The sequence below is a fragment of the Paucibacter sp. B2R-40 genome (assembly GCF_025717555.1).
GTDB lineage: Bacteria > Pseudomonadota > Gammaproteobacteria > Burkholderiales > Burkholderiaceae_C > Paucibacter_A.
On the sequence record NZ_JAJIRP010000004.1, the window covers coordinates 235,239 to 250,675 of the forward strand.

Here is a 15,437-nt window from a genome sequence, read left to right on the forward strand (position 1 = left end):
ATCAGCCAGCGATGGCGCGCACCGCCGCGATCACACGCTGCACATCGACGTCCGTCATCGCCGTATACAGAGGGATGCTCAGCATGCGCTCAAAGGCTTTCTGCGCATGGGGGAACTGCTCCCGGCGCAGGTCGTAACGCTCGCGCCAATAGGGGTGAAGATGCAGCGGGATGTAATGCACGCTGCAGCCTATGCCGGCGGCGTACATGCGCTCGATGAAGACATCACGCTCGATCTCCAACTCATCGCTCAAGCGCAGCACATACAAATGCCAGGAATGCACATCGCCCTCTGGCGCCTCGGGCGGCAGAATCAGTGGCAGATCGGCAAAGGCCGCGTTGTAAGTCTGAGCAATCTCCTCGCGCCTGGCTTGAAAGACTGGCAGGCGCTTGAGCTGATGAATGCCCAGCGCCGCCGCGATATCGGTCATGTTGTACTTGAAGCCGGGCGCCACGATCTCGTAATACCAGCTCGGCGTTTTTGCGGTGAAGCGGTCAAACGCATCGCGGTTCATGCCGTGCAAACGCATCACGCGGGCGCGCTTGGCCAACTCGGCATTGCGCGTCACCAGCATGCCGCCCTCGCCGGTCGTCATGGTCTTGTTGGCATAGAAGCTGAACACCGTGGCGTCGCTGCCCATGGTGCCGATCAGCTCGCGCTCCAAGGTGGTCGGCAAGGCATGCGCTGCATCCTCAACCACGCGCAGACCGTGCTTGCGGGCAATGTCGAGAATGGCGATCATGTCTACCGCCAGCCCGGCATAGTGAACCGGGATGATGCATTTGGTACGCGGCGTGATGGCGGCCTCGACCAGCTTGGGGTCGATATTGAGTGTGGCCGGGTCGATGTCGACCAAGACCACGTCGGCGCCAAGGTAACGCACCACTTCGGCGGTCGCGGTGAAGGTGTGGGTGGTGGTGATGACTTCGTCGCCGGGGCCGATGCCACAAGCTTCCAGCGCCAAGTGCAGGCCGGCGGTGGCCGAATTGACGGCGATGCATTCGATCTGCGGCTCACCCAAGAAGGCCGCAAAGTCCTGCTCAAAGCGCTTGGCCTTGGGGCCGGTCGTGACCCAGCCAGAGCGCAAGGTGTCCACGACCTCATTGATTTCGTCCTCACCGATCTCGGGCAGGGCGAATGGTAAAAACGGCAACACCGGTATATCGCTCATGGTTTTTCGATCACGGCCAGCACATGTGTGCGCAGCCAGGGAATGCTGTTGAACAAGGAATAGGCGCACGGGTGCACGCGGCAGACGATGCGGGCCAAGGGCGGCGCCAGGGTCAGGCGTTGCCAATGAATGCGCGCGCTGGGGAACAAGTCGCGCACGCGCCCCAGAGGCACGCCGCGTACATCCGGGTTACGCGGATTGTCGACGATGAAGTCATACCAGAGGATGGCCCCAGCAGGTTTGAGCCAGCGCCACATGGACTGCGCCACAGCGGCCTGCACCTGGTCCGACAAAATCGACGAGAACACCGTGGATTGCAGCACGAGGTCTTGGCTGGCTGGAGCTATTGCCGCCTCGGCGGCATTGCCCAGCGTCAGCGTGACCGAGGTGGGCAGCAGCTCGCGGGCCTGCTCATATCGCTCGGGCAATAACTCGATGCCACTGAGGTTCGAAGGCGAGAAGCCGACGCGCAACATCTCCAGCAAATTACCGCCCGCGCCGCAGCCGACCTCGGTCAAGCGCCAATCGGCAACGCTACCCGGGCGTTTTGCCAACACTTTCAACAACGCGCGTTGGCGCTCCTGCAGCATCTGCCAAACCTCCGGGCGCAGCAGGCTGTAGCGATCGGGTGCGCCCGTTTGCGCGCGACGCGCATAGCGTTCAGCAATCGCTTCCAGCTCTTTCGCTTCGAGCTCGTCCGCTTCGCTCATGGCTGCAGCGCTGCGATGAACTTCGCCGCCAGCACCGGATAGCTGTGATGGGCCAACACGAACGCCCGCCCCCTGGCCCCCATGGCAGCGCGCTCCTCGGCGCCCAGCGCCGCCAATTGCAAGGCGCCGCGCACCACCGCAGCGGCATCCTCGGGCGCCACGGTAAGCCCGGCCGAGCTCTCAGCCACCGGATCATTGCCGGCCTCGACCGAATGCAAGACCGCGCAGCCGGCCATCATGTAGTCCATCAGCTTGTTCGGTGCGATGCCGAAACGATAAATAGGCGTGCGCTGCCAGCCGATGTAGGCGATGTCGAACAGGCTCAGCAGCGCCGGAATCTGCCCCTTCGGTATGGGCTCGAACAAACTCACATTGCTCAAGCCCTCGCTGCGTACGCGCTCGGTCAAGCGGGCTTTTTCGTGCCCGCCGCCGACCATGACGATGGCGATCTTCTTGCCCTCCGGCGTCGCGCCCAACAACTTGGCCGCGTCGAGCAAGATATCCAAGGCATTCGGCAGACCATGCGAGCCGGCGTAGCCCAGCACCAGGCGGCCGCTGGCGCGCAAGACGGCAAGATGGGCGGCCAGCTCTGGCTGCAAGGCCTCGGGCGGGCCTTGCCACTCGTCCAGCGTGATGCCGTTTGGCACCACGCTGAGTTTGCGCAGGTCCAGGCCATGGGCAGACATATGCTCATGCACCTTGGGCAGCATCGAGATCACCGCATCGGCATCACGATAGGCGTCGTTCTCAGCCTTCTGGCAGAGCAGCGCAAAAGGGTGGCGCGGGCTCATACCGCTCAATTCGATCGGAGACAGCGGCCAAAGATCATGCACCTCGTAAACCAGCTTGGCCTTGGCCAGTCGGGCAACGCGGCGGGCCGGCCAAATGTCCATGGGGTAGGTGCTGGAGGCAATCACCACATCGGGCTTGAAGGCCTCCGCGAGTGCCTCGGCATCGTTCCAGACCTGACGGCAAAACGACCAGATATTGCGCACGCGCCCCAAGCCATTGCCCGCATAGGCCGGTGTGCTGTACCAGACATAGGAGATGCCATCAATCGTCTGCCCGCCGGCCTGTGGCTGCCGGCTGCGCACATGCGAGTTGGAGGCCGCCAGAATCAGCACCTGATGGCCGGCGCGCAGCCATTCGCGCGCCAGGTAGAAGGGGCGAAACTCCATGCCATGCTGGGGTGAGCCGGCGTAATGGTTGATCAGCAATATCTTCAATTCGGTGCATCCAGCGTTCTGAGTCTTTGCAAGAAACCTTGCACGGCCGGCGCGAACAAGCCATTTTGGGCCACCCAGGCCCGGTTCGCGGCGCCGTAAGCCTCGGCCTGACTTGCCAGCGCCTGCAGCTGCGCAGGCAAGGACGACAAGGCGAGCGTGTCGACAATCAAGCCCTGCCCCGCCCCTTCGCCCAGCAATTCGCGATTGGCCGGCAAATCGGACAGCAGTGGCACGCAGGCGTGCGCCATGGCCTCCAGTACCGAGACCGAAACCGAATCGCTCTGCGGCAGGCTGAAGTACCAGCGCGCGCGGGCATAGTGGATGGCCTGGGCCTTGGCGTCGAGGCGCCCGACAAACTGCACCTGCTGCGCCACGCCCAGCTTGTGCGTCAGCGCCTCCAGCGCCGCGCGCAGCGAGCCGTCATTGGCCACCACCAAGCGGGCCTCAGGGTTCTGCGCGGCCACCGCTGCAAACGCTTCAATCACCAACTGCGGCCGGTAAATCGGCTCCAGGCCGCGGTTGGCAAAGAACAGCCAGGGTTGTTTGCGCACATTGGCTTTGGGCATGGCGTCCAGGCCAAAGGGAAAGGTCATTACCTCGCCCGCGCCCAGCTCATGCATGCGCGCCGTCATGTGCTGCGAGTCCGAAGTGCAGAGCGCGCAGGCTCTGAGCACTTGGGTCGTGAGCCAGCGATAGGCATAGCCCAGATTGGGCGTCACCAGAATGTCGCTGCCCCAGGCCGAGCCGATGATGCGTGCTCGCAGGCCCCAGCCGCGTCGGGCCGCCCAGGCCAGCGTGCCATGCGAGGTCAGGTAATGTGCGTGCAGGTAGTCGGCGTCCACGCGCTTGAGCCATGCGCCCAGGGCCGGCAGCTGCATGAAGAGACCAAAGTTGCCGCCGCCATGGTCAGGCTTGGTTTGCATCGCGTAACGGCGCGCGGCCGGCAGCAAGGCCTCGAACTCGGGCGTGAAACCACGCGACGAGGCGGCCCAAAGCTCGACCCCCGGCGCCTGCACCAAGGCGCGCGCCCATTTGAGCAAATGCGGGCTTTCGCCGTCGCCAATCAGGACCAGCTTCATCATGCGATGGCTCCCGCGCCAGGTCGTGGCCCGCTGCCGCGCAGCAGCCACCAAAGATAGGCAGCAAAAAAAAGCGGCATGCTGAGCGATATGGCCGCCAACGCATAACGCAAATCACCGGTCACGCTCAGCGAAACGGCCACAGCCACGACGTAAATCAGATTGCCAACAACACTTAAAACCAAGGCCATCCCCTGCCGTCCGGTCACCATAGGCGCAACCGTCATAGGTGCTACAACAAAATGTGCCCAGACATAAGGCGTTAGCCAGCGGGCATATTCGCCGGCCACGCGCCAGGGTTCGCCCAGCGCGTGCTCGAACAATAGCGGCGCAAAAGCGAAAAGCAAGACGCTTGGCGGCAAGGCCCACAGTGCCAAGCGTCGAATTTGTCGCAGCAATAGAGGCCGCAGATCTTTGCCAACTCGCCAGCCCTGGGCCAATTCCCCCAGCAAGACCTCCGACAAGGCCCCGCCCACCAAGCTGGCCGGCGCCTTCACCAAACGCACCATGATGGCGTAGTAGCCGGCGGCAGCCGGGCCGGACACCGCCGCAATCAGCGCAATCACCAATGTTTCCTGCATCGCATTGATGAAAGCATGCGGGCTGTTGATCAAGGGAAACTGCCGGTAACGCCGCGCCAATCGCCGCAGCGATGAGCTGCGCCCCATGCGCTGAGCGGGCACCGCGGTGCCGCGCCACCACAGCCACAAGGGTGCTGCAATGGCGCCCAGCAACTGCCCAATGATCAGGGCCACCATGCCGCCAGCATTGGCCGCTAGCTGGACCACAGTTGCCACGCCCTGCTGCACCACGCGAGCTTGGGCGATCACGCCAAAGGCTTTGTGCCGGTTGTTCCACAGATTCAGCGCCTGCGTGAGCCCGGCCAGCAAAAATGCCAAGGGCAGCCACATGAGTTGCCGGCCGAGCCCCTGTATGGGGCCCAGATCCTCGACCAGAATCAGCACGGCAATCACGACTGCCGTCAACAAAGCTGCCATGCCGGCGCAAACGACCAAGCTCAATTGCAAGACCAGACCCGCCTCAGCGGTGCTGCGAGGCAAGACGATGGCGTATTCATAGCGCGCGCAGGCTACGGTGGCCAGATTCGCCGCCAGTGCCGCGAACAGCGCCCATTGCCCTATTTCTGCCGCGCTATACCAGCGCGTCAGCAGCGGCGCCGCCAGCATCGGGATCAGCTGGGAAAATGCCGCTGCGCCGGCCAGCTTGGTGACCGGGCCGAAACGAGCGATCTTGCTCATGCAGGCGCCAGCGCAAGAGCACGCAAACCGGCGGACTGTGCGGCGCTCAAATTGGCGTGCAGGCCCAGCGGCAGGTTCAAAATCGCCTGGGCCAAACTTTCGCCGACGGGACATTGTCCATCTGCGTAGCCATAGCGCAAGCTCCCCTTCGGGTGCACCACATCATCGAACCAACGCCCGGGCTCGATACCCAGCTCCAGCAGTTCTTGGGCAAGCGTCTCCCGGTGCCGTGGATCGACACGAACGGGATACCGCAGCAGCACGTCTCCCGCCGCGCGCGGCAGCGCATGGATTCGTACTGAGCCCGCCAATAGCTCGTCATAGTGCAGCGCTTGGCGCCTGCGCAATGCCCACAATGCGCTCGCTCTTGAGACTTGCGGCAAGCCTACTGCGGCGCTGAGCGGATGCAGCGCCTGTGCATAGTCCGGTTGACTGCGACCATCCAACTCACTCGCTGGCGTCTGAGCCACCAAGCCGAGCGCCCGTGACGGTGCGCGCAACAGCGTTTGAACAACTTGAAGAACTCGGCGGGGCAAGCTCATGCACAAACGGTGGTAGCTCAACGTTAGCAGTTGTTTCAACAAAGTCGCCACAGAGGGCGTGGTCAGCAAGGTCCCTTGCGCCGCCACAAAGCGCTGGCGCAGGCCGGCGTCGTTGATCAGCAAAGCCCCGCCCAAGCCAGTGCTGAGACATTTTGAGTATTCGAAACTGTAGAAGGCCGCATGCCCGGCCCGGCCGGCGGCCGTCCCAGCTTGGTCCTTCGAACCCCAGGCATGAGCGGCGTCCTCGACGAAGATCACCGCAGGGAAGGCGGCACGCAACTCCGTCAGACCAGCCGTCACGATGCCGAAATTGTGCGGCACCAGCACCAACTTCGTCGAGGGCCCGATGGCCTCCGCCCAGCCCTGCGCGCTGACATTGCAATGCCCGCGCTCAATGTCCACATAGCGTACCGAAATACCCAGATGCATAAAAACGTTCGGGACCACGACGCAGGTATAGCCAGGCAGCAGTACTTCGTCACCCTGCTGCAGACCCATCGCCTTCACGAATGCATGCAGGGCGGCACGGCCGCTGCCGAACAGCCTCACTGCCTCTGTTTGCATGCCCAGGCTGGCTGCAAATGCGGCTCTGAATCGCTCATGACAGGCATTGCCAAAAACCAAGTAACTCACGGCCGACAGAGGCAAATCGGACCAACGCAAGGCCGTCGTGACATGGCCTTTCATGCGCCGCCACCTTCGCTCTCCAGCGGGCGTAGTGCACGTGCGGGGCAGCCGCCATAGACAAACCCGGAGGCCAATACCCCCCGCACAACCGAGTGCGCAGCGATGACCACATGGTCGGCGATCTCGGCGCCCGGCAATATGGTCACCCGCGCACCAATGAAGACGTTGGAGCCTATGCGTACATCGGCCCTGTCGTATTGGGACCTAAACAAGCCAGCCTCGGCGGCCGCATTCGACTCACAGAACAACATCAGGCCCGGACCTATGGCCACATCGTCGCCAATCACCAGCCGCTGCCCGCCCACCAGCAAATAGCCGCCGGCTCCGATATGCGAATCCCGGCCGAGACGAAAGCTGCCTGAGCCGGTAGCCAAAATACTGACCCCTCGATAGACGATGCTGCGCTCGCCAATGGAACTACCCGGCCCGAAACGCAAAAGGCTGGCCGGATGCACCTGCACGCCGGCCGCAGCAGACAGCCCCAGCAGACTCTGCCAGCGTGCATTGAGCCGACTGACTAGTGCGTCCCATTTGTAGCCTAGCAGCGCCATGTTCAGATGACTGGCAAGCTTGCGGACAAAGCCCGCGCCAACTCATGCACGACCCGGTCCTGCTGCGCCTCGCTCAAGTCCGGACTCATCGGCAGGCTCAACACGCGCTCGGCGGCGCGTTCGGCCTTGGGGAAGCTCTGACCCCGCCCATATTGCGCATAGGCGGGTTGCTTGTGCAATGGCGTCGGGTAATGAATGGCGGTCGGAATGCCGGCGGCATTGAGCGCTTGTTGAACGGTTTGGCGACTGTCGACCTGCAAGGTGAACTGTGCCCAGACGCAGTCCCTGTCCTCGCGCAAGCCCAGCGGCTGCACCGCCAAGCCCTGCATCAGGGCTTGATAGCGTGCACCCAGCGCCAGCCGCCGCGCGATCTCCCACTCGAATCGCTCCAGCTTGGCCAGCACGACCGCGCATTGCAGCGTGTCCATGCGGCCACCGACGCCAACGCGCGTGTGGGTGTAACGCTGGCTCTGACCATGGACGCGGATCTCGCGCGCAGTTTGCGCGAGCGCGTCGTCATCGGTGAACAGCGCCCCGCCATCGCCATAGCAGCCCAAGGGCTTGCTGGGGAAAAAGCTGGTGGCGCCAAAAGTGCTCAAGGCGCAACTCTTCTTGCCCTTGTAGCTCGCGCCAAAACTCTGCGCGGCGTCTTCTATCACGGCCAAGTTGCCATGGCGCGCGGCGATCGCGTTGATCTCGTCCATATCGCAGACCTGGCCGTACAGGCTGACCGGCATGATGGCGCGGGTCTTGGGGGTGATGGCCGCTTCAATCAAGCGAGTGTCGATATTGCAGGTATCGGGCTCGATATCCACGAAGATCGGCACGCCACCCAGCAAAACGATGACTTCGGCGGTGGCGGCGAAAGTGAACGGCGTCGTGATGACCTCATCGCCCGGCCTCAAGTCGAGCGCCATCAAGGCGATCAACAGCGCCTCGGTACCGCTGGAAACGGTGATGCAATGCTTGGCGCCGGTATAGGCTGCAAGCGCCGCCTCCAACTCCTTGACCTCCGGGCCCATGATGTACTGGCCATGGTCGAGCACGGCCTGTATGCGCGCGTCGATGCGAGGCTTGAGGGCCGTGTACTGAGACTTCAGGTCGATAAAGGGCAGACTCACAGCGATCCCTCTTTCACGAGTTTGCATAACTCGCCGCCCAGGCGATCCAGACGATACTGGTCGCCGGTGTGCGGGCATTCGGCAAAGCCCTTGGCGTCGAAAGATAACTTCTCGCCATAGCGGCTCATCCAGCCTATGCGCTTGGCCGGCACGCCGACCACGAGTGCAAAATCAGGTACATTTTTTTGCACCACAGCGCCTGCGCCGACAAAGGCATAAGCGCCTATGGTGTGGCCACACACAATGGTGCAGTTTGCGCCCAGCGTTGCGCCTTTTTTTACCAAGGTGCGGCGATATTCGCTCTTGCGCGCCACCGCCGCGCGCGGGTTGTAGACATTGGTGAAGACCATGCTGGGGCCGCAAAACACATCGTCTTCCAGCGTCACCGCGTCATAGACCGAGACATTGTTTTGGATGCGCACGTTATTGCCGATCAACACGTCATTGCCCACATAGACACCTTGGCCAAGCGCGCAACGCTCTCCGATGCGTGCGCCGGCGCTGATATGGGCGAAGTGCCAGACCTTGCTGCCGTCGCCGAGTTGCGCGCCGGCATCGACGATCGCTGATTCATGCTGCCAAAAACTCATATTCAGAACACCAAAGGCAAGCCAACGCGCTGGCCGTCTCTGGCCGAGCGATAGGCGGCGATCAGAATCTCCAGCGAGCGCAGGCCCTCATAACCATCGACCTGGGCGTTAGCCGTGCCGCGCAGCGTCTTGATAACGTTGTCGTAATAGAGCGGGTGACCAAAGCCATAGACACTGCCAGATTCATAGTTGGCGCTGAGGGCAAGCGCGTCCTCGGGCCTGGAGTCGGCAAACTGCCAATGCTCGATCTTGTTGACCGCCGTGCCGCCAATCTTGACCGTGCCCTTTTCGCCCAGGATGGTGATCGAGCCCTCCAGGTTTTGCGGGAAGGTCAGCATGGTCACATTGATGGAAGCCAGGCCGCCGTGGCGCAGACGCACGCTCATCACGCCGGTGTCCTCGGCCTCGATGTCGCGGTCCAACGTGGCGGTGTAGGCGTGCACGCTGTCGACCGGGCCGACCAGCCAATCCAGCAGATCGACATAGTGGCTGGCCTGATTCATGAAGGCGCCGCCATCCAGATCCCAACGGCCACGCCAGGGCGAGGCGTCGTAATAAGACTGCGGGCGGGTCCAGAACACGTTCACCGTGCTCAAGAAAATCCGGCCGAAGCGGCCCTGCTGAATCGCCTCGCGCACTTTTTGTACGGTCGCATTGAGGCGGTTTTGCTTGACCACAAAGAGCTTGACTTGCGCATCGCGGCAGGCTCGCACCATCGCAATGCCTTCTTCGAGCTTGGTCGCCATCGGCTTTTCGCTCAGCACATGGCGGCCGGCGGCGGCGATGACACAAGCCTGCTGCGGGTGCAGGCCGCTGGGTGTGGCGAGCACGACGATGTCGGCATCGGAATTGGCCAGCAAGTCCTCCAGCGATTCAAAACCGGCCGCGCCAGTCAGCGCCACCGCAGCGGTCAGGGCCGCGGGATTGCTGTCGCAGACCGCCACCAACTGAGCATCGGCGGCATGTGCCGTGATCGCCTCGATATGGTTTTTTGAAATGCGCCCGCAGCCCACCAGGGCGAAGCGGATGGGTCGGTCGGTGAGGGGCAAGCTGGGGCGCATGGCAAGCCGCGAAGGCAGAAATAGAGAGAAGCGCCAGATTCTACGGGGGGCGATCCGGCGGCCCGTCTAAAATCAGCGGAAATTCAACCAGTTGACGCCCCCAGATGACCCAGCACACCCCTGCCGCACCGCACCACGCTCCTGTCGCCGTCGACGAGAACCAACTCATCACCGAGCGCCGCGAAAAGCTCGCCGCCCTGCGCGCCGTCAATTCGGTGCCCTTCCCCAACGATTTCAAACCCCAGCACCGCGCGCTGCCCTTGAGCCAGCGCTACGGCAATCTGGAAAATGAAGAGTTGGAGCCCCAAGCGGTGGCGGTGTCGGTCGCTGGCCGCTTGATGCTCAAGCGGGTGATGGGCAAGGCCTCGTTCGGCACCCTGCAAGACGCCACCGGGCGGCTGCAGCTGTTCATCACCAAGGACGGCATCGGCGAAGAAAACTATGCCGCCTTCAAGCATCTGGACCTGGGCGACATCGTCGGCGCGGAAGGCACGCTGTTCCGCACCAAGACCGGCGAGTTGTCGGTGCGGGTCACCAACTTACGCTTGTTGACCAAGAGCCTGCGGCCGCTGCCGGACAAGTTCCACGGCATGGTGGATCAGGAACAGAAGTATCGCCAGCGCTATGTCGACCTGATCACCGACGAGGCCGCACGCGCGCGCTTTGTGGCTCGCTCCAAGGCGGTGTCCTCGATCCGCAGCTATATGGTCGAGCATGACTTCCTGGAAGTCGAAACGCCGATGCTGCACCCGATCCCCGGTGGCGCCAATGCCAAACCCTTCATCACGCATCACAACGCGCTGGATCAGGAAATGTTCCTGCGCATTGCGCCCGAGCTGTATCTGAAGCGATTGCTGGTCGGTGGCTTCGAGCGTGTGTTCGAGATCAACCGCAACTTCCGCAACGAAGGCATCTCGGTTCGGCATAACCCTGAATTCACGATGATGGAGTTTTATGCGGCCTACTGGACGCACCATGATCTGATGAACTTCACCGAGGAAGTTTTGCGCCACGCCGCCCGCGCCGCCACCGGCACGGCGGCCATCAGCTATGCCGGCAAGCCGGTTGATTTGGACAAGCCTTTCGCCCGTCTGTCGGTGCGAAACTCTTTGGTTGAGCATGCCGGCCTGACGCCCGATGAAGCCGACAACGCGCTGGTCTTGCGCGAGCGCCTGGCCACTTTGGGCGAAGCAGCACCCAAGCACTGGAACCTGCCCGAACTGCAATTCGGCATGTTCGAGGCGGTGGTGGAAGAAAAGCTCTGGCACCCGACCTTCATCATCGACTACCCCGTCGAGGTGTCGCCACTGGCGCGCGCTTCGGACGCCAACCCGACCATCACCGACCGCTTCGAGCTCTTCATCACGGGAAGAGAATACGCAAACGGCTTCTCCGAGCTGAACGATGCCGAGGACCAAGCGGCGCGCTTTCAGGCGCAAGTCTCGAACAAAGATGCCGGCGACGAAGAGGCGATGTTCTATGACGCCGACTTCATCCGCGCGCTGGAATATGGCATGCCACCGGCCGGCGGCTGCGGCATCGGCATTGACCGTTTGATGATGCTGATCACCGACAGCCCCTCGATCCGCGACGTGATTCTGTTCCCTGCCTTGCGCCGGGAAGCTTGATCGATCAATCGAACCCGCACTGGCAAAAAAGGCGACCCAAGGGTCGCCTTTTTTTGTCGCCTGAGCGAAGCTTCAGCTCTGCTTGAATGCCGGCTTGCGCTTGTTGATGAAGGCGTCCATGCCCTCGCGCTGATCATCGGTGCCGAACAGCGCGTGGAAGTAGCGGCGCTCGACCGCCACACCGTCTTTCAGCGGGCCTTGGTAGGCCAGGTTCACGAGTTCCTTGATCAGCATCACCGAGGGGCCGCTGAAGCCGTTGATCTGCTCGGCGGCGGCCAAGGCTTCCTCCATCAGCTTGTCGGCAGCCACCACGCGTGACACCAGGCCTGCTGCTGAAGCCTCCGCCGCATCCATCATGCGGGCGGTCAGCAGCATGTCCATGGCCTTGCTCTTGCCCACCGCGCGCGGCAGGCGCTGGGTGCCACCGGCGCCGGGGATGATGCCCAGCTTGATCTCGGGCTGACCGAACTTGGCCGTGTCGGCCGCGATGATGAAGTCGCACATCATCGCCAGCTCACAGCCGCCGCCCAGGGCAAAGCCGGCCACAGCCGCAATCACCGGCTTGCGCACCTGCAAAATGGTTTCCCAGTTCTTCGAGATCAGGCCGCTTTTGAAGGCGCTGATGAAGGTGTGCGGAGCCATGGTCGGGATGTCGGCACCGGCCGCAAAAGCGCGTTCCGAGCCGGTCAAGACGATGCAACCGACGCTGTCATCGGCGTCAAAGGCCAGCAAGGCCTGGCCCAGTTCGTCCATCAACTGATCGTTGAGGGCGTTCAGCTGCTTGGGGCGGTTCAGCGTGATCAGGCCGGTCTTGCGATCGCCGTCGCCACGCAACTCAGAGATGATGCATTCGTAGTTCATGGTGTTTCCTTTGAATGATTTGGGGCTAACTATAGAGGGCAGCGGGTCAGGGAGCGCCCTGCTTGGGCGCTGCGTTCAGCATCAGGTCGATATAGGTCTGCTCGTCCTGGCGAATACGCAGACGCACCGGCAGGTATTGCAGCGAGGGGGCAATCCAGACCTCGGCCGTCAGATCCCCGCCGCCGGCTGCTTTGGAGGGCTTCAAATGCCAAGTCTGCAACGGACCCATCGCCGTTTGCAGCTCTTCCTCGCCCAGTATTTCGTAACGCCACAGGTATTGGCGCTTGGGCAGCACCAAGGGGATGTCGATCACATGGCCGGCGCGCAGCGGCTCGGCACCGGTCAAGAACAACCTGGTCAGTTGCACGAACTGGCTGGCGGCGTCCTGCACCCCGGACGGCACCGGCTCGCGGCTGCCATTGGCCATGGTCACGCTGTCACCGTGAAACAGCAGCGTCGAGCGCCGACGCTGGCTGAACATCACCCGCGTGTCTTCGTCATAGCGCTGCGGCGCAATGCCGGCTGGCGTCAGCCGTCCGTCGCTGCTCATGCGGCGCGAAATCAGCGGCGCAAAACTCGGGCCGATCGCCACGTCCAGATGCATCTGGTAATGCTCTCCTTGCCGTATCCACTCGACTTGAGCGTTGCCGTGCACCTCGCCGCGGTAGTTGCCGCTCAGGCGATAGCTGAGCAAAGTAGAAGGCGGCCATTCGGGGCCGGGCACGACCTCGTCAATGGCGGAGGCACTGGCTGCCGGCTCAGATGCTGCTGGGCTGGTCTGTGCAAGCTCGCTTGTAGGCAGGGTGCCAGGCTCGCTGGCTGCCTCTGTCGGTGCTTCTACGACCGCTGGTTCAGCAAACGGTGCACTGGCTCCGGCAGCAGCAATACCGGCAACAGCAGGCTCAGGCGGAACCTTGGCCTGCGCCGGCCTTGCAACAGGTTTTGGTTTGGCCACGCGCTGCGCCACAGGGGCCGCAGGTCGAGCAGCTTTGAGCTCCCGCACATAGCTGACCACCAAGCGTGCTGGCATCGGCGCAGCGGCCTCCGTCCATCCCTGACGCAGGCTATGCACGGCCTCGCCCAGCCAAAGGTGAGCCAGCAACACCGGCAGTAGCAACAGAGCCAGCCACCGCACGCGCCTTGCAGTCGATGGCTGTGCTGGCCCGGCCCTCAGCCCGCCAGCCATGCCTTGCGCAGGCTGGCGGCGCGTCCCGAGGCCTTGTCGGCCGGGCTCAGAATGACGGGTTCGCTGTGGTCGGCCGATGGCAGCTGAACCAGCAAGGTCAACAAGCGCTGATCGCGCGCGACCAAGAAACTCAGGTTCAAGATCCCGGGCGCCAAGGTCAGCGCGGCATCATCAAGCCGGCGGATGCGCCAGCCGTTGCAGGCCAGCACCTCGTCCCCTGCACACAAACCGCCCGCCAGCGCGGCCGAACCGGCCAAGACCTGCTTGATCGACAAGTGGGCCGTCGTGCCCGCACCTGACTCATTGACCCGCAAACCCAGCCTTTGTGCCAGCGTCGGTTTGTCGCCGCGCAGTTGTACGCCGAATTGTTCGAACAGCTGCGGCAAGGGCAAATCGCCGCTGCCATGCACCCATGCGCGGAACTGCTCGGCCAAGGCGCTGCCGCCCAGCTCCGCGATCACTGCCAGCACATCCGCCTCGCTGATGGCCCCTTTTGCGCCCGTCGCCAGCCCTGCATGGCTGCGCTGCCACAGCCCAAGCATCAGCTCATCCAAATTACTTGGCGCCGCGTTGGCGCTGCGCAAGCTCAGATCCAGCGCCAGGCCGAGCAATGCGCCCTTGGTGTAGTAGCTGATGGTGCTGTTGGGTGAGTTCTCGTCGGGGCGGTAATACTTGACCCAGGTGTCAAAGCTGGCTTGCGCCAAGCTCTGTACCTTGCGCCCAGGCGTTGCCAGCACCGAGTTGTAGGTGGTGGTCAGCAACTTCAAATAGCGCGCCTCGTCGATCAGGCCGCAGCGCACCAGCATCAGCTCGTCGTAATAGCTGGTGAAACCCTCGAAGAACCACAGCAGCTCGGTGTAGTTCTCCTGCGTGTAGTCCAGCGCTGCGAAGTTGTCGGGCTTGAGCTGTTTGACGTTCCAGCTGTGAAAATACTCATGGCTGATCAGCCCCAGCAAGCGCACATAGCCCTCGCTCAGCTCGGCCTGCCCCACACGCGGCAGATCGCGGCGCGGAGCAATCAGCGCGGTGCTGGCACGGTGTTCAAGCCCGCCGTAGCCGTCTTCCACCGCATTCAGAAAGAAAATGTAGCGGCCGAAAGGGGCCAGGCTATGACGCTTGCCCTGCCAAAATGCCAACTGCGCCTCGCAGATGCGTTGCGAGTCCGCCAATAAACGCTCGCCGTCAAAGACCGGCAAAGCGCCACTCACGACTATTTTGTGCGGCACGCCGGCGGCCACGAAGTCGCCTTGCCAAAACTGCCCCAGCTCAAACGGGTGGTCGACCAACTCGTCGTAATTTGCCGCCTGGTAATGCCCATCCGGCGTCTGCGCCATCGCGCTGGCGACTTGCCAGTCCTCGGGCAAGGTGCCAAAGGCGATCACATGGCTATCCTGCTCGTGGCCATGCACACGCAGGCACAAACCAGTGCCATTGAAGAAGCCCCGGCTGGCATCCAAAAATGCCGCCCGCACCGAGCTGTCAAAAGCATAGACCTGATAGCTCAGCGTCAAGGGCTCGGAGCCGCTGCAATGCGCCTGCCAAGTGGCCTTGTCCAGCTGCTGCAAAGCCACCGACCGGCCTGCTTGCAAGGCCTCAAGCCCACTCAAATGCCGCGCAAACTCGCGCAACAAATAGCTGCCCGGAATCCAGGCCGGCAGGCTGAGTTGCTGCAACTCAGCTGGCGTAGCCAGCGTCAGGCTGACTTTGAAGACATGAGTCTTGGGCTCTGGCAGTTCGATCAGGTAACGGATAGCGCTCATCGTGT

Annotated in this window: 14 protein-coding genes; 1 reads left to right on the top strand and 13 read right to left on the bottom strand. The window is 62.8% G+C overall.

The window, feature by feature from the left end; genetic code table 11:
- Window position 1 precedes the first annotated feature (1 nt).
- From LNV09_RS10230 to LNV09_RS10275, 10 genes are read right to left on the bottom strand one after another with little or no spacing between them, the layout of a single operon-like run.
- Complete coding sequence (locus LNV09_RS10230) at window positions 2-1,171, bottom strand: DegT/DnrJ/EryC1/StrS family aminotransferase (protein WP_263556991.1); 1,170 nt, start codon at window positions 1,169-1,171, stop codon at window positions 2-4.
- Window positions 1,168-1,881: a class I SAM-dependent methyltransferase gene (locus LNV09_RS10235; RefSeq protein ID WP_263556992.1), complete on the bottom strand. Its 714-nt coding sequence runs from the start codon at window positions 1,879-1,881 to the stop codon at window positions 1,168-1,170. The genes LNV09_RS10230 and LNV09_RS10235 overlap by 4 nt, the downstream gene beginning before the upstream one ends.
- Window positions 1,878-3,107: a glycosyltransferase family 4 protein gene (locus tag LNV09_RS10240; protein ID WP_263556993.1), complete on the bottom strand. Its 1,230-nt coding sequence runs from the start codon at window positions 3,105-3,107 to the stop codon at window positions 1,878-1,880. The genes LNV09_RS10235 and LNV09_RS10240 overlap by 4 nt, the downstream gene beginning before the upstream one ends.
- Window positions 3,104-4,189 (bottom strand): glycosyltransferase, encoded by a 1,086-nt coding sequence (locus LNV09_RS10245; protein ID WP_263556994.1) that lies wholly within the window; start codon window positions 4,187-4,189, stop codon window positions 3,104-3,106. Before LNV09_RS10245 ends, LNV09_RS10240 begins: the two co-directional genes overlap by 4 nt.
- Complete coding sequence (locus tag LNV09_RS10250) at window positions 4,186-5,445, bottom strand: lipopolysaccharide biosynthesis protein (RefSeq protein ID WP_263556995.1); 1,260 nt, start codon at window positions 5,443-5,445, stop codon at window positions 4,186-4,188. Before LNV09_RS10250 ends, LNV09_RS10245 begins: the two co-directional genes overlap by 4 nt.
- Entirely contained in the window at window positions 5,442-6,674 is a 1,233-nt protein-coding gene (locus tag LNV09_RS10255; protein ID WP_263556996.1) for a DegT/DnrJ/EryC1/StrS family aminotransferase, read from the bottom strand. The genes LNV09_RS10250 and LNV09_RS10255 overlap by 4 nt, the downstream gene beginning before the upstream one ends.
- Window positions 6,671-7,225 (bottom strand): acyltransferase, encoded by a 555-nt coding sequence (locus LNV09_RS10260; protein WP_263556997.1) that lies wholly within the window; start codon window positions 7,223-7,225, stop codon window positions 6,671-6,673. Before LNV09_RS10260 ends, LNV09_RS10255 begins: the two co-directional genes overlap by 4 nt.
- Before the next feature lie 2 nt (window positions 7,226-7,227).
- Window positions 7,228-8,340 carry a DegT/DnrJ/EryC1/StrS family aminotransferase gene (locus LNV09_RS10265; protein WP_263557180.1) on the bottom strand — a complete coding sequence of 371 codons (1,113 nt, stop codon included), beginning with the start codon at window positions 8,338-8,340 and terminating at the stop codon, window positions 7,228-7,230.
- Window positions 8,341-8,342: 2 nt separating this feature from the next.
- Window positions 8,343-8,936 carry an acyltransferase gene (locus LNV09_RS10270; protein WP_263556998.1) on the bottom strand — a complete coding sequence of 198 codons (594 nt, stop codon included), beginning with the start codon at window positions 8,934-8,936 and terminating at the stop codon, window positions 8,343-8,345.
- A 2-nt stretch (window positions 8,937-8,938) separates the two neighbouring features.
- Entirely contained in the window at window positions 8,939-9,997 is a 1,059-nt protein-coding gene (locus tag LNV09_RS10275) for a Gfo/Idh/MocA family protein (protein ID WP_263556999.1), read from the bottom strand.
- A 104-nt stretch (window positions 9,998-10,101) separates the two neighbouring features.
- On the opposite strand from LNV09_RS10275, the gene lysS reads away from it, so the two are divergent.
- Window positions 10,102-11,625: a lysine--tRNA ligase gene (lysS, locus tag LNV09_RS10280; RefSeq protein WP_263557000.1), complete on the top strand. Its 1,524-nt coding sequence runs from the start codon at window positions 10,102-10,104 to the stop codon at window positions 11,623-11,625.
- A 72-nt stretch (window positions 11,626-11,697) separates the two neighbouring features.
- Here lysS and LNV09_RS10285 read toward each other — a convergent pair whose 3' ends face one another.
- Genes LNV09_RS10285 through LNV09_RS10295 form a run of 3 tightly spaced genes read right to left on the bottom strand, consistent with a single transcriptional unit; the run spans window position 11,698 to window position 15,432 of the window.
- The gene (locus tag LNV09_RS10285) at window positions 11,698-12,486 is read right to left on the bottom strand and encodes an enoyl-CoA hydratase (RefSeq protein ID WP_263557001.1); all 789 of its coding nucleotides are present in this window, start codon (window positions 12,484-12,486) and stop codon (window positions 11,698-11,700) included.
- Window positions 12,487-12,532: 46 nt separating this feature from the next.
- Window positions 12,533-13,621 carry a DUF3108 domain-containing protein gene (locus tag LNV09_RS10290; protein ID WP_263557002.1) on the bottom strand — a complete coding sequence of 363 codons (1,089 nt, stop codon included), beginning with the start codon at window positions 13,619-13,621 and terminating at the stop codon, window positions 12,533-12,535.
- 35 nt (window positions 13,622-13,656) lie between these two features.
- Window positions 13,657-15,432: a M61 family metallopeptidase gene (locus tag LNV09_RS10295; protein WP_263557003.1), complete on the bottom strand. Its 1,776-nt coding sequence runs from the start codon at window positions 15,430-15,432 to the stop codon at window positions 13,657-13,659.
- Window positions 15,433-15,437: the final 5 nt, after the last annotated feature.

Coding starts and splice junctions, on each gene's coding strand:
- LNV09_RS10285 (WP_263557001.1), bottom strand. CDS start 12,486: ATGAACTACGAATGCATCATCTCTGAGTTGCGTGGCGACGGCGATCGC.
- LNV09_RS10295 (WP_263557003.1), bottom strand. CDS start 15,432: ATGAGCGCTATCCGTTACCTGATCGAACTGCCAGAGCCCAAGACTCAT.
- LNV09_RS10270 (WP_263556998.1), bottom strand. CDS start 8,936: ATGAGTTTTTGGCAGCATGAATCAGCGATCGTCGATGCCGGCGCGCAA.
- LNV09_RS10235 (WP_263556992.1), bottom strand. CDS start 1,881: ATGAGCGAAGCGGACGAGCTCGAAGCGAAAGAGCTGGAAGCGATTGCT.
- LNV09_RS10260 (WP_263556997.1), bottom strand. CDS start 7,225: ATGGCGCTGCTAGGCTACAAATGGGACGCACTAGTCAGTCGGCTCAAT.
- LNV09_RS10250 (WP_263556995.1), bottom strand. CDS start 5,445: ATGAGCAAGATCGCTCGTTTCGGCCCGGTCACCAAGCTGGCCGGCGCA.
- LNV09_RS10275 (WP_263556999.1), bottom strand. CDS start 9,997: ATGCGCCCCAGCTTGCCCCTCACCGACCGACCCATCCGCTTCGCCCTG.
- LNV09_RS10230 (WP_263556991.1), bottom strand. CDS start 1,171: ATGAGCGATATACCGGTGTTGCCGTTTTTACCATTCGCCCTGCCCGAG.
- LNV09_RS10245 (WP_263556994.1), bottom strand. CDS start 4,189: ATGATGAAGCTGGTCCTGATTGGCGACGGCGAAAGCCCGCATTTGCTC.
- LNV09_RS10255 (WP_263556996.1), bottom strand. CDS start 6,674: ATGAAAGGCCATGTCACGACGGCCTTGCGTTGGTCCGATTTGCCTCTG.
- lysS (WP_263557000.1), top strand. CDS start 10,102: ATGACCCAGCACACCCCTGCCGCACCGCACCACGCTCCTGTCGCCGTC.